The 16,457-nt window shown below is 38.0% G+C and carries 17 protein-coding genes and 1 pseudogene; 17 read left to right on the forward strand and 1 reads right to left on the reverse strand.

The window, feature by feature from the left end; translation table 11 throughout:
* From ACQKEV_RS16330 to ACQKEV_RS16360, 7 genes and pseudogenes are all read left to right on the forward strand, one after another.
* Positions 1-215 (forward strand): annotated as a pseudogene (locus tag ACQKEV_RS16330) (hypothetical protein); the annotation flags it as partial.
* Between the two features lie 318 nt (positions 216-533).
* A complete protein-coding gene (locus tag ACQKEV_RS16335) occupies positions 534-1,121 on the forward strand; it encodes a hypothetical protein (RefSeq protein WP_427457969.1) in 588 nt (195 codons plus the stop codon).
* A gap of 189 nt (positions 1,122-1,310) precedes the next feature.
* The gene (locus tag ACQKEV_RS16340; RefSeq protein WP_427457972.1) at positions 1,311-1,532 is read left to right on the forward strand and encodes a hypothetical protein; all 222 of its coding nucleotides are present in this window, start codon (positions 1,311-1,313) and stop codon (positions 1,530-1,532) included.
* Between the two features lie 458 nt (positions 1,533-1,990).
* Positions 1,991-2,338, forward strand: a complete 348-nt coding sequence (locus ACQKEV_RS16345) for a hypothetical protein (RefSeq protein ID WP_427447679.1) — start codon at positions 1,991-1,993, stop codon at positions 2,336-2,338.
* 461 nt (positions 2,339-2,799) lie between these two features.
* Entirely contained in the window at positions 2,800-3,657 is an 858-nt protein-coding gene (locus tag ACQKEV_RS16350) for an AAA family ATPase (protein WP_427447680.1), read from the forward strand.
* Complete coding sequence (locus ACQKEV_RS16355) at positions 3,650-4,012, forward strand: DUF5388 domain-containing protein (protein ID WP_427447681.1); 363 nt, start codon at positions 3,650-3,652, stop codon at positions 4,010-4,012. The genes ACQKEV_RS16350 and ACQKEV_RS16355 overlap by 8 nt, the downstream gene beginning before the upstream one ends.
* A 547-nt stretch (positions 4,013-4,559) precedes the next feature.
* Positions 4,560-6,071, forward strand: a complete 1,512-nt coding sequence (locus ACQKEV_RS16360; RefSeq protein ID WP_427447682.1) for a primase C-terminal domain-containing protein — start codon at positions 4,560-4,562, stop codon at positions 6,069-6,071.
* A gap of 132 nt (positions 6,072-6,203) precedes the next feature.
* Here ACQKEV_RS16360 and ACQKEV_RS16365 read toward each other — a convergent pair whose 3' ends face one another.
* Positions 6,204-6,518, reverse strand: coding sequence for a helix-turn-helix domain-containing protein (locus tag ACQKEV_RS16365; RefSeq protein ID WP_427447683.1), 315 nt, complete (start codon positions 6,516-6,518; stop codon positions 6,204-6,206).
* A 317-nt stretch (positions 6,519-6,835) separates the two neighbouring features.
* Between ACQKEV_RS16365 and ACQKEV_RS16370 the strand changes: the two genes are divergently transcribed.
* The 10 genes from ACQKEV_RS16370 (at position 6,836) to ACQKEV_RS16415 (ending at position 16,452) form a co-directional block, all read left to right on the forward strand.
* Complete coding sequence (locus ACQKEV_RS16370; RefSeq protein ID WP_427447685.1) at positions 6,836-7,780, forward strand: replication initiator protein A; 945 nt, start codon at positions 6,836-6,838, stop codon at positions 7,778-7,780.
* 212 nt (positions 7,781-7,992) lie between these two features.
* Complete coding sequence (locus ACQKEV_RS16375) at positions 7,993-8,217, forward strand: hypothetical protein (protein WP_427447687.1); 225 nt, start codon at positions 7,993-7,995, stop codon at positions 8,215-8,217.
* Positions 8,218-8,237: 20 nt separating this feature from the next.
* Positions 8,238-9,272, forward strand: coding sequence for a TrsD (locus tag ACQKEV_RS16380; protein WP_427447688.1), 1,035 nt, complete (start codon positions 8,238-8,240; stop codon positions 9,270-9,272).
* A 15-nt stretch (positions 9,273-9,287) separates the two neighbouring features.
* Positions 9,288-11,162 carry a VirB4 family type IV secretion system protein gene (locus ACQKEV_RS16385; protein WP_427447689.1) on the forward strand — a complete coding sequence of 625 codons (1,875 nt, stop codon included), beginning with the start codon at positions 9,288-9,290 and terminating at the stop codon, positions 11,160-11,162.
* A 17-nt stretch (positions 11,163-11,179) separates the two neighbouring features.
* Positions 11,180-12,259 (forward strand): peptidoglycan DD-metalloendopeptidase family protein, encoded by a 1,080-nt coding sequence (locus ACQKEV_RS16390; RefSeq protein WP_427447691.1) that lies wholly within the window; start codon positions 11,180-11,182, stop codon positions 12,257-12,259.
* Between the two features lie 15 nt (positions 12,260-12,274).
* Positions 12,275-12,826 carry a hypothetical protein gene (locus tag ACQKEV_RS16395; RefSeq protein WP_427447692.1) on the forward strand — a complete coding sequence of 184 codons (552 nt, stop codon included), beginning with the start codon at positions 12,275-12,277 and terminating at the stop codon, positions 12,824-12,826.
* Between the two features lie 27 nt (positions 12,827-12,853).
* Positions 12,854-13,102 carry a hypothetical protein gene (locus tag ACQKEV_RS16400; protein ID WP_427447694.1) on the forward strand — a complete coding sequence of 83 codons (249 nt, stop codon included), beginning with the start codon at positions 12,854-12,856 and terminating at the stop codon, positions 13,100-13,102.
* Positions 13,102-14,124, forward strand: a complete 1,023-nt coding sequence (locus ACQKEV_RS16405; protein WP_427447695.1) for a conjugal transfer protein TrbL family protein — start codon at positions 13,102-13,104, stop codon at positions 14,122-14,124. The genes ACQKEV_RS16400 and ACQKEV_RS16405 overlap by 1 nt, the downstream gene beginning before the upstream one ends.
* Positions 14,125-14,138: 14 nt before the next feature.
* Positions 14,139-14,870, forward strand: a complete 732-nt coding sequence (locus ACQKEV_RS16410; protein ID WP_427447697.1) for a hypothetical protein — start codon at positions 14,139-14,141, stop codon at positions 14,868-14,870.
* 37 nt (positions 14,871-14,907) lie between these two features.
* The gene (locus ACQKEV_RS16415) at positions 14,908-16,452 is read left to right on the forward strand and encodes a hypothetical protein (protein ID WP_427447699.1); all 1,545 of its coding nucleotides are present in this window, start codon (positions 14,908-14,910) and stop codon (positions 16,450-16,452) included.
* The last annotated feature ends 5 nt before the right edge of the window (positions 16,453-16,457 follow it).

Consider the following 16,457-nt stretch of genomic DNA (forward strand, 5'->3'; position numbering starts at 1 on the left):
TTAGTGATTTTGCTGCTTTAATCTTGTTAGTAGGCGTAGCTATCTATTGGACATTATTTTCGATTTGGGCAATCATCAATGCTTATCACAATAAACGATTGAATATCGGTTGGGTTTTAGCTTTTATTATTTTTAATGTTTTGGGTTATCTGGTTTATAAGTTAAGTCAACAGATTACGAACGGTTTCTTAATTAACAAAACCCAAAAAGTCTAGACTTGAGTATTTAGCGATAAGAATAGATTTTCGCTTTATCCTGCTGACTGTCTTTTGTGGCAACCCACCTATTTATGAAACCATTGGCGTTCGCGCCTTCGGTTTTTTAGTTCACCTTTTTAAACTTTTTCATCCATTTTTTAATGTTCTCTTTAATTTCAAATCGAAGGTGATTACTTCCTAGTCAGAGTGTTATGTCATCTGGGGTGCATGTGATATACAAACCGTTCCAGCAATTGAATCGATGGGTTCTTCAGCCAGGTGAGCTGAAGAACTAATTGATAATTTTACGGGGAGTTTCTGAAAGGGGGATTGTTTATGGATTTAACAAATTTCAAAAAAGAGCTTATTTCATTAAATAAGGATATTTATTTTGATTCAAATCAGTATCTTCGTGAGAAATCATCAAATCCTTCTAAGTTAAAGCAGGTGATCCTTAAAGCCGAATCGTTATTGAAACAAGTAAAAGAAGATAGTTTAACTAGTAAAAACAACAAGTATTTTCTTTACGGCACTTTAGGGAATCTTTATAGGATTTACGGGGAACCCAAAAATGCAATTAAATATTTAGAATTAAACCTTCAGGATTCAATTGAGGAAAAGAACTACACCAGAGAAATTATCTCTTTAATTCGTCTCGGAGAAGCTTTGAAATATGACAATAACCTTGAACAAGCATTAGAAAAATTCAATCAGGCACTGGTCAAAAGTTATGAAACTGAAGTGAATTCTCACTTAGATTTTGCATTACAACACAAAGGTAAATGTCTCTTAGAATTAAAAAGAGGAAAAGAAGCAATAAAATGCTTCCAAGAAGCGTTAGAACTTAGAATAGCAAAAGGCAGCTGCCCTTTAATTAATTCCTCTTTAAAAGCTATAGAGTTCGCACAAGGTGTCCAGGATTGAATGATTGAGGGACTTCCTCATCCGGGGATTATGTCACCTACTGTGTATGCGTTATGCCAGTTGCGTAATTGAATCGAGGTTTTACGGACGGAATATCCAGTTTCTTGTTCAACTAACGCAGCAGTTTAGTTGAACAAGGATTCAATTGTTGAAATTCCAAAAAAGAAATAAAAACTAGGAGTGGTTATTATGAAAAAAAACTTACCCATAATACTTCAAACTATTGGTCTTTTAGGGTTTGTTTTGGCCTTTTTACAATACGAAATCGGGTGGTTTATTGGGTTCTTTTGTACTGGCATTTTCTTTATAATGGACAAAGAAAGTAAGCAAAAAAACTTCAGTAAAATAGTTGGGGTCTTAGCCCTTTTATATTCATTTTATTACTTATTTACTAAAGTAAATCTTTTCTAATTATTAATAATGTATCCATTACTTTGGTTATATAGAGGGTGTTGAACTCCCATGAAAATTGAAATCAAAATCAAAAAAGTGCAAATTAAAGTGGACCCAGTAAAAAAACTTTTTAAAAAAGGCTGAGCCTTAGTCAGCATTATTATTAAGCAGCTAGCTAATCTGATTAAAATCCTCCCTCTAGTAAGAAGTATAGGGTGGTTAGCTAGTGCAACAATCTGAGTAGGATTAATCTCCCATGAGTGCTACCCCTAAAGGGCGTGACATTTTGTGATACACCGTTGTTGTTGGAGTCAGACTAACGGTTGGTCTCTACGGCACCATAGTTCATGGACCTTCATCTCCCGGCCGTAGTAATCTATACTGTTCTACACAGATTTTCATCCTCTGTGGTGTAGCGCTGGTTTTGCGATGCATAGGTGGCTAACTGGTTCTTTACTTCAATAAGGAGTGATAGCTTGAAAAATTATATCTATCTAATGACACTTTGTTTGGGAATTTTCCTCTCAGCTTGTTCAAATATCCCTGCAACAGAGTTTGTTTCAGAAACACCTTTTCTCACAGGACACGTTGTGGAAATTAATAATGAGAAACAAGTTTTTGCAATTATCGAAGATATTTCAAAGCAAGAAGCATTGGACCACCAAACTAAAGAAGACAGTTCCAATGAAGTTTGGATTTATATTAATAAGGCAAAAATTGATGGAAAGTTTAAGATTGGCGATAAAGTTGCTATTTGGAAGAATTCCGATGGTCCCGAAAAAACAGGTGTAATTGCAAAACGAATTGTTGTGTTGGAAGAATGATTAAACTACGGCACAATTGAATTTCAGTCGTTGTCTTTCTTCAACTAACGCTTTAATAAAAAATAAACTTATTTAATTGCTCACCAATCAATGGGGAGCTTTTTTTAATGATTTAACTTAAGATTTTCACTATCACTTTTATCAAACAAATCTCAAAATCACTCAAACACAGACTATCCACTATTAGGTTCGAAAGAACACTAATATTTCTAGGAACTGTCTTTTCTATAAGAACCAATCTACAAATCTACATGTAGATTTGTAGATTGATATACATGTAGATTTGTAGACGTAGAAAAAAACCTTTAAAACCCTTGATTTATCCTATGTTTTTCTTAATGAAGGTTGTACTATAGTAAAAACAATGTTATTTTTAAATTATTAGTTATTTCCATCAGTCTACAAGTATACGAAAAGATAAAACATAATTTACTAATTCCATAATAAAAGGAGGCAATTCAATGAACAACTTATCATGTCAAGTTATCACATTTGGAAATTTCAAAGGCGGTACTGGTAAAACTACGAACAGTACAATGATTGCATATTGTTTAGCTAATATGGGTTACAGAGTGTTATTAAGCGACCAAGATCCTCAAGCTAATGCAACTAGTTTATTTCTGCGGACCAAGGCATTATTAGAAGATGATATTGTTTCGTACGAAAAGACATTGATGTCCGCAATTCAGGAAGAAGATTTAAGTAGCATTGTTACTCAAATAAAGGATAATTTATACCTTCTCCCAAGTTTCAGTGACTTTGCCCAGTATCCAAAGCTATTAGAAAAAAAATTCCCTAATGAAATTGATCGTGTACAGTTTTTCTCTAAATTGTTGCAACCATTAAAGGAAGACTATGATTTTATTTTCATTGATGTTCCTCCGACCATCTCAATTATCACGGATTCAGCTTTATATGCTTCTGACTTTGTCGTTGTTGTTCTACAAACACAAGAGAGAAGCCTACAAGGCGCTGAAGGATTTACCACTTATCTTCAAACATTAATAGATGATTATGATGCGGATCTCGATATCTTAGGAATTCTTCCTGTCTTATGGAAAAATGGTGCAGCCGTAGATATTCAGACGCTCGATACGGCCAAAGAGATTTTTGGCGAACATAATATATTCCAAAAAGTAGTTAAACAGATGGAAAGATTAAAACGATTTGACATGACGGGCATTACTGAAAATGATATGCATGATAAAAATGTCATTGAAAGCTATACCCTTGTGGCCACTGAGTTTATTCATCGATTAGATGCAGCAGTTAATTCATCAGATTCAACAAACACGATTGGAGAGGTTGTAGATGTCTGATTTACTTAGAAAGAAACAACCAGCGAAGATTGAAAGAAGCCAAAACGTTGTTCCTAAAAATACTTTTAATATCAAAGAATTTGAACCGATTCAAGAACCTAAAAAAGAATCAGCTCCCCCCTCGTCAACAAAGAAAGCAAACAATAGTAATGTGACGACCGAAAAAACCACGACTGTTCGTGTAAGTGTGAATACCAAAAATAAGTTAAATGCCCTAGTTACATTGGGTATAGCCACAACGGTTGACGATGTAACAGATTTGTTAATTAATGATTACCTTACCAATATATTAACTAAGGACGAAAGAAAACAATTTGAAATTATCTTCGACCTTTATAAAAGTAAAGCTAAATAATACTCTAAGATGAAATAGTTGCTGCTATTTCATCTTTTTTAAAAGCTGTAGACCAATCTACATGTAGATTGGTAGATTGGTCTACATGTAGATTTGTATATTTGTAGATTCGTATACTAATAGATTTGTAGATGAATCTACATGTAGATTTGTAGACACGTCTACATGTAGATTTGTATTATCGTCAGTTCGAAATAAAATATATATGTTATTTGATTTTAAATTGCTGGAAGTATTGATGTATCAAGTTCTTAGAGACCTTTCATAAAAAGAAAACCAAACAAAATTGTAGATATGTAGATTGGTCTACATGTAGATATGTAGATTAGTCTACATGTAGATTTGTAGATTTGGTTACATGTAGACTAATCTACATGTAAATTAGTAGATATGTAGATTAGTCTACATGTAGATTTGTAGACTAATCTACAGTCGCTGAAAACGCCTCAAACCCCTATTGTATAAGGGTTCTTGCTCTTCTATACTTTGTAACTAATTGAGATAGTGATAGTTTCTCTTACTTAGTTGCGAAGAAAGGAGATGTGAAATGGGCGATATAAAGTTATTGTTCGACTTAGTTCTTCATAATGGATTGATGGAATACAAAAAAATCGGATCACGCACATCTCTATTAAATCAAGTTGCAGCTAGTAGAAGAAACTCTCAAAGTAAAAAAGGCAGTGTTTTTGTTACTCGGTCCAAAGAAGACTTGTTGTCCTCGAATGGCGTAAAAGGGTACATTGTATCTTCTAAAGAGTCGGTGATTGAAGATTATCAGGTGCTTTCTCACTGGACTCCAAATGTTTTTAACTATGGTACTTACACCAACCAAAGTCGAAAGTACGTTAAAGGACATGTAGAAACCAACTTACAACAAATCAATACATTTGTTGTCGACATAGATTCCAAAAAACAATCCTATACCGAAATCTTGACGGTTGCACTCGATCACAGTGTCGGTGCCCCAACCTTAATCTTGGAAACCCCAAAAGGATTTCAGGTTTATTTTGTGTTGGACAAGCCTTTGTTCATTTCGAATAAACATGATTTTCGTGGTCTGAAAGTGGCCAAACGGATTTCAGAAAATATTAAACGTAGCTTAGCGAAGGTTTTACAGGGAGTGGATCTTTCGTGTAACGACTTTGGCTTTTTCCGTATGCCAAAACAAGAAAACATTCGTTGGTTCTCCAAAGATATGACCTTTGATTTTGGCCATTTAATTGAATGGTCCAGAAGACAAGACGACAATCACGGACGCGGCTTATTTGTGGTCCACGAAAACCAATCAGCTCACGACGTTACACAAGAAGCCTGGTTCCAGGAATTACTGCATGCCAAACATGTAAAAGGGCAACAAGGGCAAATCGGTCGTGATAACTTGTTGTTTACGTTGGCTCTAGCTTGTTACAGTGCTGGAAAAGAAGAGGACGAAACGTATAACTTGCTTGATGAAGCGAATTCTTCCTTACAAACTCCACTAAAGCACTCGGAAGTAAGGAAAATCATGAAAAGTGCGTTTCGAGGACGTTTCAAAGGGGCTCATTCCTCCTATATTAAACAACTGCTGGAAGAGTGGGGGAGTGGGAAAGAGATTGTTATTCAATCCAATCCGAAGGGATGGCACAAATTCAAGAAGGCTCGGAAAGATCGGTCTCGAAGTCATTACGAAGAGTGGGAAAGCGATATTTTAATGTATATCAGTACGCATGCGAATGTCGATCAACCCATTAAGTGGGGAACGCAAAAAGAAATCTGCGAAGAAATTGGCATCGCGCGCAGTACATTACACGAAGTCGTGAAACAATCGACCAAAATTATGATGAAAATAGAAGGAAAAGGCTGCAAAGCAAAAACAGGTTTAACGTCTGTTGCTGTGCTTCTTCAGTGTGCGCTTTCATTCAACCAAGCCCATCGGGCAACTTATTACAAAGCTGTTCAACGAATGGTAAGCGAAAACGAGAATTCAGAAGCGATTCAATCACTGCATGATACAGAAAAAGCTGTTCAACAGGCCGTCATACCAAGGGTTCCGGACCTATTTACGATCAATTCATCCTAATTGTCCAGTCTGCCATTACATATCTGTATACGTATCCTGTTTAGGTTTTTGTATCCTTTGTTTTCTGTATCTATCTATCCTCTTTTTCTTTGCAAACAAAAAAACACAACCAGTAAGAGTCGTGTTTTCAGGTTATTCGTTTTCAGGTGTTGTTTTTTCTAGTTGATAGGCTGTGAATCTATCTAAGATACGGTCCAGTTGTTGGTATTTGAAGTCCTCGGCAAACGCGCGGATAAAGACTTCGTTTGGATTGATATCGAGAACATTGCAGTAATGAACAATCCAGCCAATACTCGGATTGGACTTCCCGTTTTCAGCGAGGGAAATATTCGCTGCATGTAGCTTACTTATTTTTTCGATTTGTTGGAGTGTTAATTTCTTTTCTGTTCGAATCTCTTTCAGGGCTTTGCCTATTTTTAGATAAATATCCGTTTCGTTTGCAGTCATTTTGGAAAATCCTTTCAGAAATCGATATGCAGTAAATCGGGTTAAGTGGTATACTGAACGTAAATTTTAGTGTATATACTAAAAAATCTCTACATACTTGGTTATTGGACAGTTTGGCGACCAGCAATAACCAAGTCTATCTGCAGAGAAATTTCAAGGAAAATTCATGTAATTAATGTGTTAAGTATAGCACTTGGTGGCATGATTGTGAACCTCAATTCATCTGTACATTTTGCCACGATGGATACAAGAACACGGGAGGCAACTCTTCTTTGGAATTTCTGGTTTTGTAGGGTTATTTGGAAGGGGAGTTTGACATGGCGAAAAAATTTCGTGTGCAAGAAGAAGTAGGGGAGCGCTTTTATCGTTTACCCAAAATCTTCTTCACAAGTGATCACTATAAAAAAATGAGCAATGACGCGAAGATTGCCTTTGCACTACTGCAAGATCGGTTGGAGTTATCCATTCGTAATCAATGGTTTGATGAGGATGGATATATCTATTTTTTATTCGCAAATGAGCAATTAAGCGAGATTTTAAATTGCAGCAAACCCACCGTCATCAAAATCAAAAAGGAACTGCAACAGGCTGAGTTGTTGGAAGAAAAACGCATGGGTTTATCCCAATCGAATCGTCTGTATTTATTGAAACCACAGGTGACAAATGAGGATGTAATTGATTTACAAGAGAAGAATGAAAACCCGTCGCCTTTAGAGCCCCAACAGAAGTTAAAAAATTTAACTTCAAGAAATCAAAATTCTTTACTTCAAGAAGTTAAAAATTTTAACACTAATGATACTGACCTTAGTGATACTGACTTTAAAGAGACTGAATATAAGATCTATCAAGACATTGAACAATTGGAGATTCCAGTTGTCATCAAAGATGTGCTGAAAAAACATCAAAAGAGATTGATAGATGACCATATTCAGATTCAAGATATAGCGAATCATTATTTAGGGCATGCATCCATTTTGAGCGATTATCAATACGCAGATGCGTTAAACTATTCCCTTGAACGAACGCCTGGCAAGATTAAAAGCATTCAAGCGCGACTTACGAAAGCTGTAGAGGACAAGAAGCAATGGTTATGTGACCAGGAACAAAAAGGCGGATTTGAGAGAAAAGAAGAGAACGTGCCAGATTGGTTTGAAAAACATAAGGAAAGACGTCAAAATCCAGAAGCTGTTGAAGAAGATGAAGGTCTCTCTCCAGAATTGGAAGCGAAACGAGATGAGTTGTTAGCGTGGTTGAGAAGGTAATTCTTCTCAACTTTTTTTATTTATATATTAAATTTTTAAAGTCGTATTTTGAACTCTCTTGAATTAAAAACCCTTGAAATCGAAGCAATACTTGACCTTATTACCTAGAAAGAAAAGGAAATATCACCCATGAAAAATATGGGTTTTTAACTTGCCTTTATTATGGCAAGTTGTTAGAGTGAACACAATACAAGATTTAGGAGGTGGAGGAAATGTTTGAAAGAATTCAAGGATTTTTAGATACGTTGTTTAGCGATATGCAAGGGACGTTTATTACCATCTTTGCTATTGGGTTACTGATTTGCGCTATTGGGGTCTGGGCAGGAGATGAACAATCTTCCCCAAAATTCAAGAACGGCATTAAATTGTGTGTGGTCGGCGTAGTGTTGTTTTTACTGGCACGTCCCGTTATCGATTATGTTCAAACGAATCTCTAACCTAGAAAGATGTGATAGCTATGCGTTCCGAAGGTTACTTTGAACGACAAGAACGAATGCGCTCTTCTGGAAAAGTCGAATTACCACTGAATATCGACACCAAGAAATACTTATACGGCAATATTTCCTTTCAAGATGTGTTCGTCCTTTCCCCATTTGTGGTTTTGGGCATGAATATTTCTTACGTGCTGTACAGAATGGGACACCTTAATCAAAAGATGATGTTGATTGCGTTTGCACCGACATTATTGGTGGCCGTTTTTCAACTCAACAAACATCCAGTTCGTAAAAACCTGTCACTCCTGCAATATAAAGTGATGTGGAAACTACAAGCAAAATGGCGAAAGAAAGAATTTTATTATGCGAAAGGGGACTTGCCGATGAGTCGTAGCGATGGCGATACACGTACCGAACTTGGATTGATGAACATTGCGAACGGCTGTATTGAATCGTCGAGTCGCACCTTAATCAAAGTGTTGGAAATCTCTTCGGTCAATTTATCGTTGATGAATGAAGCCTCCAAAGAACGAGTGCTTGAAGCCTATCAAGCGTTCTTAAATGACTCAGGTGAAAAACAAATTCAAATCATGCAGGTGGCACAGCCGATTAATCTAACGAATTACTTGATGTGGTTCAATGACCAACTGGGGACGGATTCATCTTACGCGAAACGTGTGTTGAAAGAAGGCTATATGAGTCAGATTGAGCGTATTCAGAAGTCTAAAAACATGGTGACACGAAAACGCTACCTGGTGATTTCAAAACCCATGACCAGTCCGGAAAAGGATTACATGAAGATGGATATGACGGCGAATATTTTGAAATCAAAACTTGAAATGATGTTGAGTGGGTACGAAAAGCTCGACGTGAAGGTGCTCAATAACGATGAATTGCTGAAGTTTTACTATGCGTGCATCGACTTTGAAAATGCACAAGCGCAAGGTGAGAACATCATCAACAAAACCAATGCCAGCGCTGATGTCATCATCGGTAAAAACACCGCAAAAGAATTGCTGAACTACTACAAAAATCAAATGAATGAGCGTTTTGAATAAGGAGGTGACGAGACGATGAATTGGTTTACACAACTATTACGCCCAAACAAAAAAGAAGAAGCGAGTTTTGAAGATACAGTCAGAGGCATGAACCAATCACTCCTCACCGTCTTAGCACCTGACAACATCACGGAATACGACTCGTACGTCCGTGTGGGGGCTAATTATACCCGGTCCCTGTTGATTGTCGATTACGATCCCGTGCAAGACCAAAACAAAATCCAGCAAGTGACCGAAATCCCTGAAAACGTGTCTATTATCAATTATGTGCAGGAATATCACACAGGCGAGGTACGTTCGCAGCTGGTTAAAAGTATCAAGCAAAACCGCATGAAAATGAATACACGATTTGCGGATGAAAACACCATCATCGAATCACAAGGACAAATCGACAGTGCGTCTGAAATGCTCAAGAATCTCGCCTATCGAAATGACAAAATCTTCTTATTCCACACATTGATTCACTTAGTGGCAAGTTCCATCGAGGAACTTGATCAATTAACCACGACGGTGAAAAGCAAATTCTCCAAAATTGGGATCATCCATAATCCAACGGATCGTGCGATTGATGCCTTCCGTTCCTTCCTGCCCCTGAATGAAAACAAAGTGGATGAGCTGACCTACAAGATGAGCAATTCCGAAGCCATATCCTATTTCTTTCCGTTTCATGAAAATGAAATGTTCTCGCAGACCGGTTTAATTAAGGGACGTAACATGACGACTGGAAACGTTGTGATTGTCGATGACACCACGTTGTTGAATCGACATGAGTTCGTTATCGGAATTTCTGGTATTGGAAAATCTACGTATCTCTTTGCCAACATGACAAACAAGCACATGCTCGGACGCAAAATTATTACCGTGGATCCGAAAGGTGAATTCGGACGTTCTTATGCAGATTTAGGTGGGGCATGGGTGAAGTTTCAATTAAAAGGCGGCAATCGTATCAATCCGCTGGACCTTCCGAAAGTCAGTGAGAAAGTCATTGTTGAGGAAACGGAATTTGGCAATATCCTATTAACGAAGATTTCGAATCTATTAGTTATGTTCCGCCTCATGTATAACGGCATGACCGATTTACAGGAAGAAATCCTAAGTAGCTATATTCAAAAAGTCTACGCGGAAAAAGGGATTACGGATTCAACCAATACGAGCTCATTGACGGCGACTGATTATCCGACTTTACAAGACTTATATGAACTCATTGAAAAAGATCAACAAGACGATCCGTATTTATTTGAAACGATTCGGGATTTTCACACGACACTCAAAACCTATGTCACGGGGATGTACTCGGAACTCTTTAACGGCCATACAAACATCAGCATCGATAACGACCTGGTGTGTTATGACTTGAAAGAGATGAGTAACAACGAAAAGATTCAACGCATTCTTTTTTATAACATTCTCTCTCATACAACATACGAGATTATGAGTGGCGACAGGGAACCGAGTGAAATCTTCATTGATGAAGCGCATGTCATTGCGGATCCGAAAGTACCGAAAGCCATGGAATTTATCTATTTCATGATGAAAGTGCTACGATCTTTCAACTGTGGCATCACCACAGCTTCTCAATCAGTGGAAGATTTCTTGTCTGCGCGGGATGAGAACCGCAACTACGGAAAAGCGATTATCACCCAATCGGTCCAGCGTTTGTATTTGCCGATGAGTGAAGAGGAATTGAAGTTCCTAGAAGAAGAGCTCGGCAATACGTTCTCCAAAGGTGAACGAGAAACGCTTATCTTAAAAGACGGCAAGAAAAAAGAACAAGCAGGAAAAGGCATCTTCTATACGGGTTCCAAAAAAATCAAACTGGAAGTGCAGTTGAATGACGTGACGGAGATGTTGTGGTTTGAACAAAAGAGCATTAACGACATCACGATTTAAGGAGAAGGGGTGAGGAGATGAACACAAAGGGAACCGCCAAAACACTGGGCGAGTTGCTTCTCGTGAAGGTTTTCTTCAATCCTATTGGATTGGTCATCATCGGCACCGCCATTCTCTTACTCGTCCTTCCTGTATTCATGGCGATGAACGGCAAAGACAAAGGATTTGATTTAGAAAATCCAGATCAAAACGTACAAGCCCTTTCAGATGCTTCAGGAGGCGCGTATTGCGCGGTGAATGGAGAAATCAATAAAGAGCGCTGGGAAGCCAAATTCAGTACGGCAGGGGTCTTCACGGGTAAAGGACAAGTCGTCATTCAGATTGCGAAGGAAAAAGGCATTGATCCTGTGCTCATGGCGGCCATTGCATTTCACGAAACCACAAGTGGAACGTCGAATGCGGTCATCACGAAAAATAACCCAGGGGGTTTGATGGGACCGGATGGATTGATGAACTTTGCGACGCTTGAAGAAGGATTGATGGCGATGGGGCAAACACTCCACAATCGCATCATCCAAGACGGGAAAGTCACCATTGTCGATCTCGGCAGTGTCTATGCCCCAATTGGAGCTGAAAACGACCCGACGAATCTCAATGCGCATTGGGTACCGACCATTACGTCTATCGTCAGTTCACTTGGCGGGTTGACATTGAATTGCAAGGTCCAGTCTGGTGATTTTGCGCAACCCATTCCGAATGTCCAAGTGAATTCGAATTACGGTGTACGTATTCACCCAGTCACAGGCGAAATTAGTAACCACGAAGGCGTTGATTTTGCCTGTAGCAGGCCTGAACCTATTTACGCAGCCAAGGAAGGAAGAGTGGTGTATGCGGAATTCCCAAGCAGTAGCCCGAGAAATACGTACGGAAATATCGTCGTGATTCAGCATGCCAACAATCTTTTTACCGCCTATGCGCATTTAAGTCGCATTGGGGTGGAAGTGGGGCAAGAAGTGCGACAGCTGGAAGTCATCGGGCAATGCGGCTCAACCGGTCGCTCAACCGGCGACCATCTGCATTTTGAAATCCATGGAGGTCAGATGTTCGGAAAGCGCCTCAATCCGATGTTGTATTTAGCATCTGAAGAACCCGTCTAACAGGAGGGAGACCCTATGCAAAGCCGTTTAAATGTGATGCACCTAATCCTCATGTTTCTGGTGGTTGGCTTACTCATAGCCGTGTTTAACTTATGGGCAACCAATCATGATTTGAAACAAAAAAACGCGAATTTATCGAACAATGTCGAAAAATATAAGGCTTATGAAGACGAAGAAAAAGAAGTGTTCACGCAAACCGAACAGTTTTTAACGGATACCCTGCAAGGCGGTTCCATTGATTATTTTACGAAGCGTTACCGAAAAGAAGTGGAACAAACCCTTACAGAAAATGAAACGTCAAAAGACGTGGATATCAGTGAAATGAAAGACCTTGAGATCTATAACATCTCCGTTCGCAAGCAAGATGACACGTACAGAGTATATGCTATCTACAAAGTGACCTTAACAGGGATTGATGAGGAGTTTGTGAATCCTGGGGATCAACCCGTCCTAATCCTTACTTCAAAGATTACGTGGATAAATGAAAATGGGGAACTGAAGGTGGATGCCCACGATTTAGAATCCTTCACTTCGGGCGAACAGGCAATTCAGGAAATCTCTTCTTAGACTGGACACAAAAGGATGTGAACAGAAATGGCCATCTTACAAAAAATGATGAGTTTGCAGCGAACCGTCCATCAAGTAGTTGAAAAGACCATCGATCGATTGGCTAAAAAGCAACTTGCACAAGCGCGTCGACAGTATGAATTGGATTATGGGAAATCGCTCAATGCACAAGAAGAAATGGAAATTAAAAAAGGCGTGGTCTTACGAATTGCATTCTTCATGTGTATGCCGTTGTTGGTCTTGTTGATGACGGTCTTGAATGGGGGCGTCAAATAATGAAACAACTGTTGTTATTTTTGGGGATGTTGATGCTTTCCATGGTGTTTATGAACAATGCAGAGGCTGCGGAAGGCGATTTTATGGAAGATACATTAAATAGTTATGAAAATACAGAAGGAATAACTACAGATCAAGTTAACCGTGCTGAATTTTATATGGAAAATGAGTTGTATTTAAATAAATACGATTATGAAACAAATCATTTTGACTGCAAGTGGTATGAAATTACATGCCAAACTAATAGTTTTCTATTTACTGCAGTCAGTGGTTTTGTATTTGGATCGATTGATGGATTCGGGAAATTTCAAATGGATTCATCTTTTATAACCGGTAATGCAACATATGAGGGATACATGCTTAATTTCAAATCATTAGCGTGGACGATGGCATCTATTTTCCTTCTTTGGCAGACAGTGAAAATAATAATTTTGTACTCATCTAATGGTGAGGAAGGTATGAACACGCTATATGAAAAAGTAGTGGCAGTTGTGACAGGATCGATATTGCTTGGTATATACGGTGAGCTTTTCAACTGGATATTGGAATTGACGCAAATACTGACTGAGACCATGTTGAAAAATCCAGCGACACATTATAACGTAATGCAGGTGTTGGCAGTGAACTCAGTGGGATATGGAATAATCCTGATGGTGGTCATCTCAGCTATTTTGTTTGTTTTCTTCATCTCAATTTTGTATCGGACAGTGTTGTTTGTAGTTTTATATATTTCAGGTGTTATGGCTATACCGACGATTGTGAATGATCAATACAACTTTTTTAGCTTATGGTTAAAAATCGTAGTAAGCAATGTATTGACGTTAACGCTACAATTGTTGTGTTTTGTGTTAGGAGTAAAAACCCTGATTAACTTACAAAGTGGCAACCTTTTGATAGGGATGATATTTTTCATTGTCGGATTGTCGATTCCTACTTTACTAAGCCAATTTGGTGCATCAACAGGTTCTGCAAGAGCTATGGGATCTACAGTGAAATATGTAGCTAGATATGCAAAAAGATAAGGAGGTAATGTTCAATGAAAAAGGTAAATATCAAAATATTTTCAGTCATTCTGTTATTAATATTAACGGGATGTAATCAAGATAATAAGCCTGGTGGTAATGAAAATGAAAAGTCCGTTTTTAGCGAAAAAGACAAAGAGAAAGCCATGGAGATGATAAATAGTTTTGAGGGAAATCTTATATCTTGGGAAAGTGAAACAAATCAAGCGATCTCTAAGGGTGAAATTGATATTGGAGACAATGACATGTTAGTCCAGAAAGCTAATGAAAAAAGTGGAGAGCTTGTTATCAAATCTTTTCTTGAAAAATATCCAAATAGTTTGATTGAAAATAGAGGCGATTTGAAAGTGACGTTTAATCCCTTAAGCGCTGAAGATTGCTCGTTTGGTAATTGTAACTATGATGCGATTGAGGCTCCAGTGTTGAAAATAAATGAAGAAAAATGGGAAACATACCACTCAGATGAATTTAATATAACCGAATTAGTGTTTACAGATATTAAAATTTCATATCCAAGTAAAGAAGAAAGTGAATCAACTTCTATTAGCTTTGTAAAAGATGATTCTGGAAATTTATACTTTTCTTTTAACCCAATTGTTAATTCTCTTAATTTCAATTTAGAAGAATTAGATCAGGAACTTATATCCATAAAATCTGAAGTTCCCCAAGATGAGGTAAAGGCAGCGCAAGAGGAATACAAAAAAGAAGTAAAAGAAATGCTTTCCAATTTCCCTGAACTTCAATAACTATTCCGTAATGCAGAAATGAAAGGAATGAAAAGAGATGGTTATTCGAACGATAGCGAATCGGGTTGGGACATTTGAATTTGAAGGGAATACCATTTCCTATTTACAACCACTTTCGACGTTCAACACACAGGAAATGAATCAAATCCATAAATGGTATAAAGAAAAAATGCATTCACTGCAACACGATTCTTCATTTCTACCTGCGAAAGACATCACTTTTCAATCAGGACAAGTTTGTTATACGTATGATGTAACAGGTCTTCAATCATTTAATGTGTTAAAGAACATGTACTTGGAAGATAAACTGCCATATTATCTTTCATTAATTCAATTGGCAAAGGAAAAACAAGTTCAAGTCTTATGGGAAACAGAGAACCTCGTCATCGACTCTGAAGCATCCACGGTAAAAGCACTTGTCATTGGCCATGAGGCTTTTACCGTTGAAAATGAGAAGTCTCGAATCAATGCAGTAAAAGAATTGATTATTATCTCGCTGACGAACTTGCAGCATGTATATGGCCGTCCTAAACGCAATGATTTTTTTGAGCAGAATGAAGAAGTCATCCAATTTGCGGAAATGATTTATTTACGATTAGATTCGCTAAATCATATGGCATCTTACATTCAAGAGTTGTACGATGAGGTACAGGTGCTAAAACAACAAGAACAAGATGAATTGTCGGAACGATTAGCAAATAAAAAAGCCTTTTCCATTTCTAAATTAATTCCGATGCAACTTCTTCAACCAAAATCAAAAAAGCACCCTGAAATACGTCCAGAATCAATGGTTGTTAGGAAAGCAAAGAAGCCACTAAATAAGAAAGAAAACAACATTCGGTTTTTGGTAGGTACCGCGATTATCTTATTAGGAGCACTTTTGCTGAACGTCATCTTAACAAACGCTACCAAGAATGCCGATTATTCTGATGGACAATCCTCCTCACCGAAAGAAGTCAAAGGCATAGAGCAAGTGTATGTGGATGGATTGTTAGGCGATACCGAAGGTGTGATGAAAGCTATGGAAGCAAGGGAGTATAAAAGTCTAAATCAAGACGAGACTGAATTGTTGCATCAGCTCTGGATGAAGCATGGATCTTATGAAAAGTACCTGGCAAAAGATGAGGATGCGGTCAGTCAACTCACGGAGCATTTGACGAAGCAAAATCAACCAGACGAATTGGATCGGTTGCAAGAAATTTTGAAGGTCTCCAATCCTCATGTTGAGTTTGGAAAAGGTGTGCTTGCAAAGCAGTGGGAACAAGTTCTAGCCAATAAAGATCTAGTCGAGTTGACAGATGAACGAAAAACCCACATTGTGACTGCCTATCTTCAGACAGGTGATATTGAAGGAGCTAAATCATTCGTTGCTGAAAAGGCACCTAAGAATGATGGATTGATGAATCGAGTATTAACAGCTGAGAAAGTAGCCATTGACTTAAAAGCGTTGGAAGAACAACAAGCCTTGTTGCAGAAAACGATTGATGAAAGTAACGACTTGGCGCAAGTGTCAAAAGCGATGCAAAAAATGAATGGGGTTAAGAAAGAAATAACAGACTTGAAAGAAACCATTGGATTGTGAGGTGT

Origin of the sequence: Paenisporosarcina sp. NPDC076907, assembly GCF_050269735.1 — a bacterium.
GTDB lineage: Bacteria > Bacillota > Bacilli > Bacillales_A > Planococcaceae > Paenisporosarcina.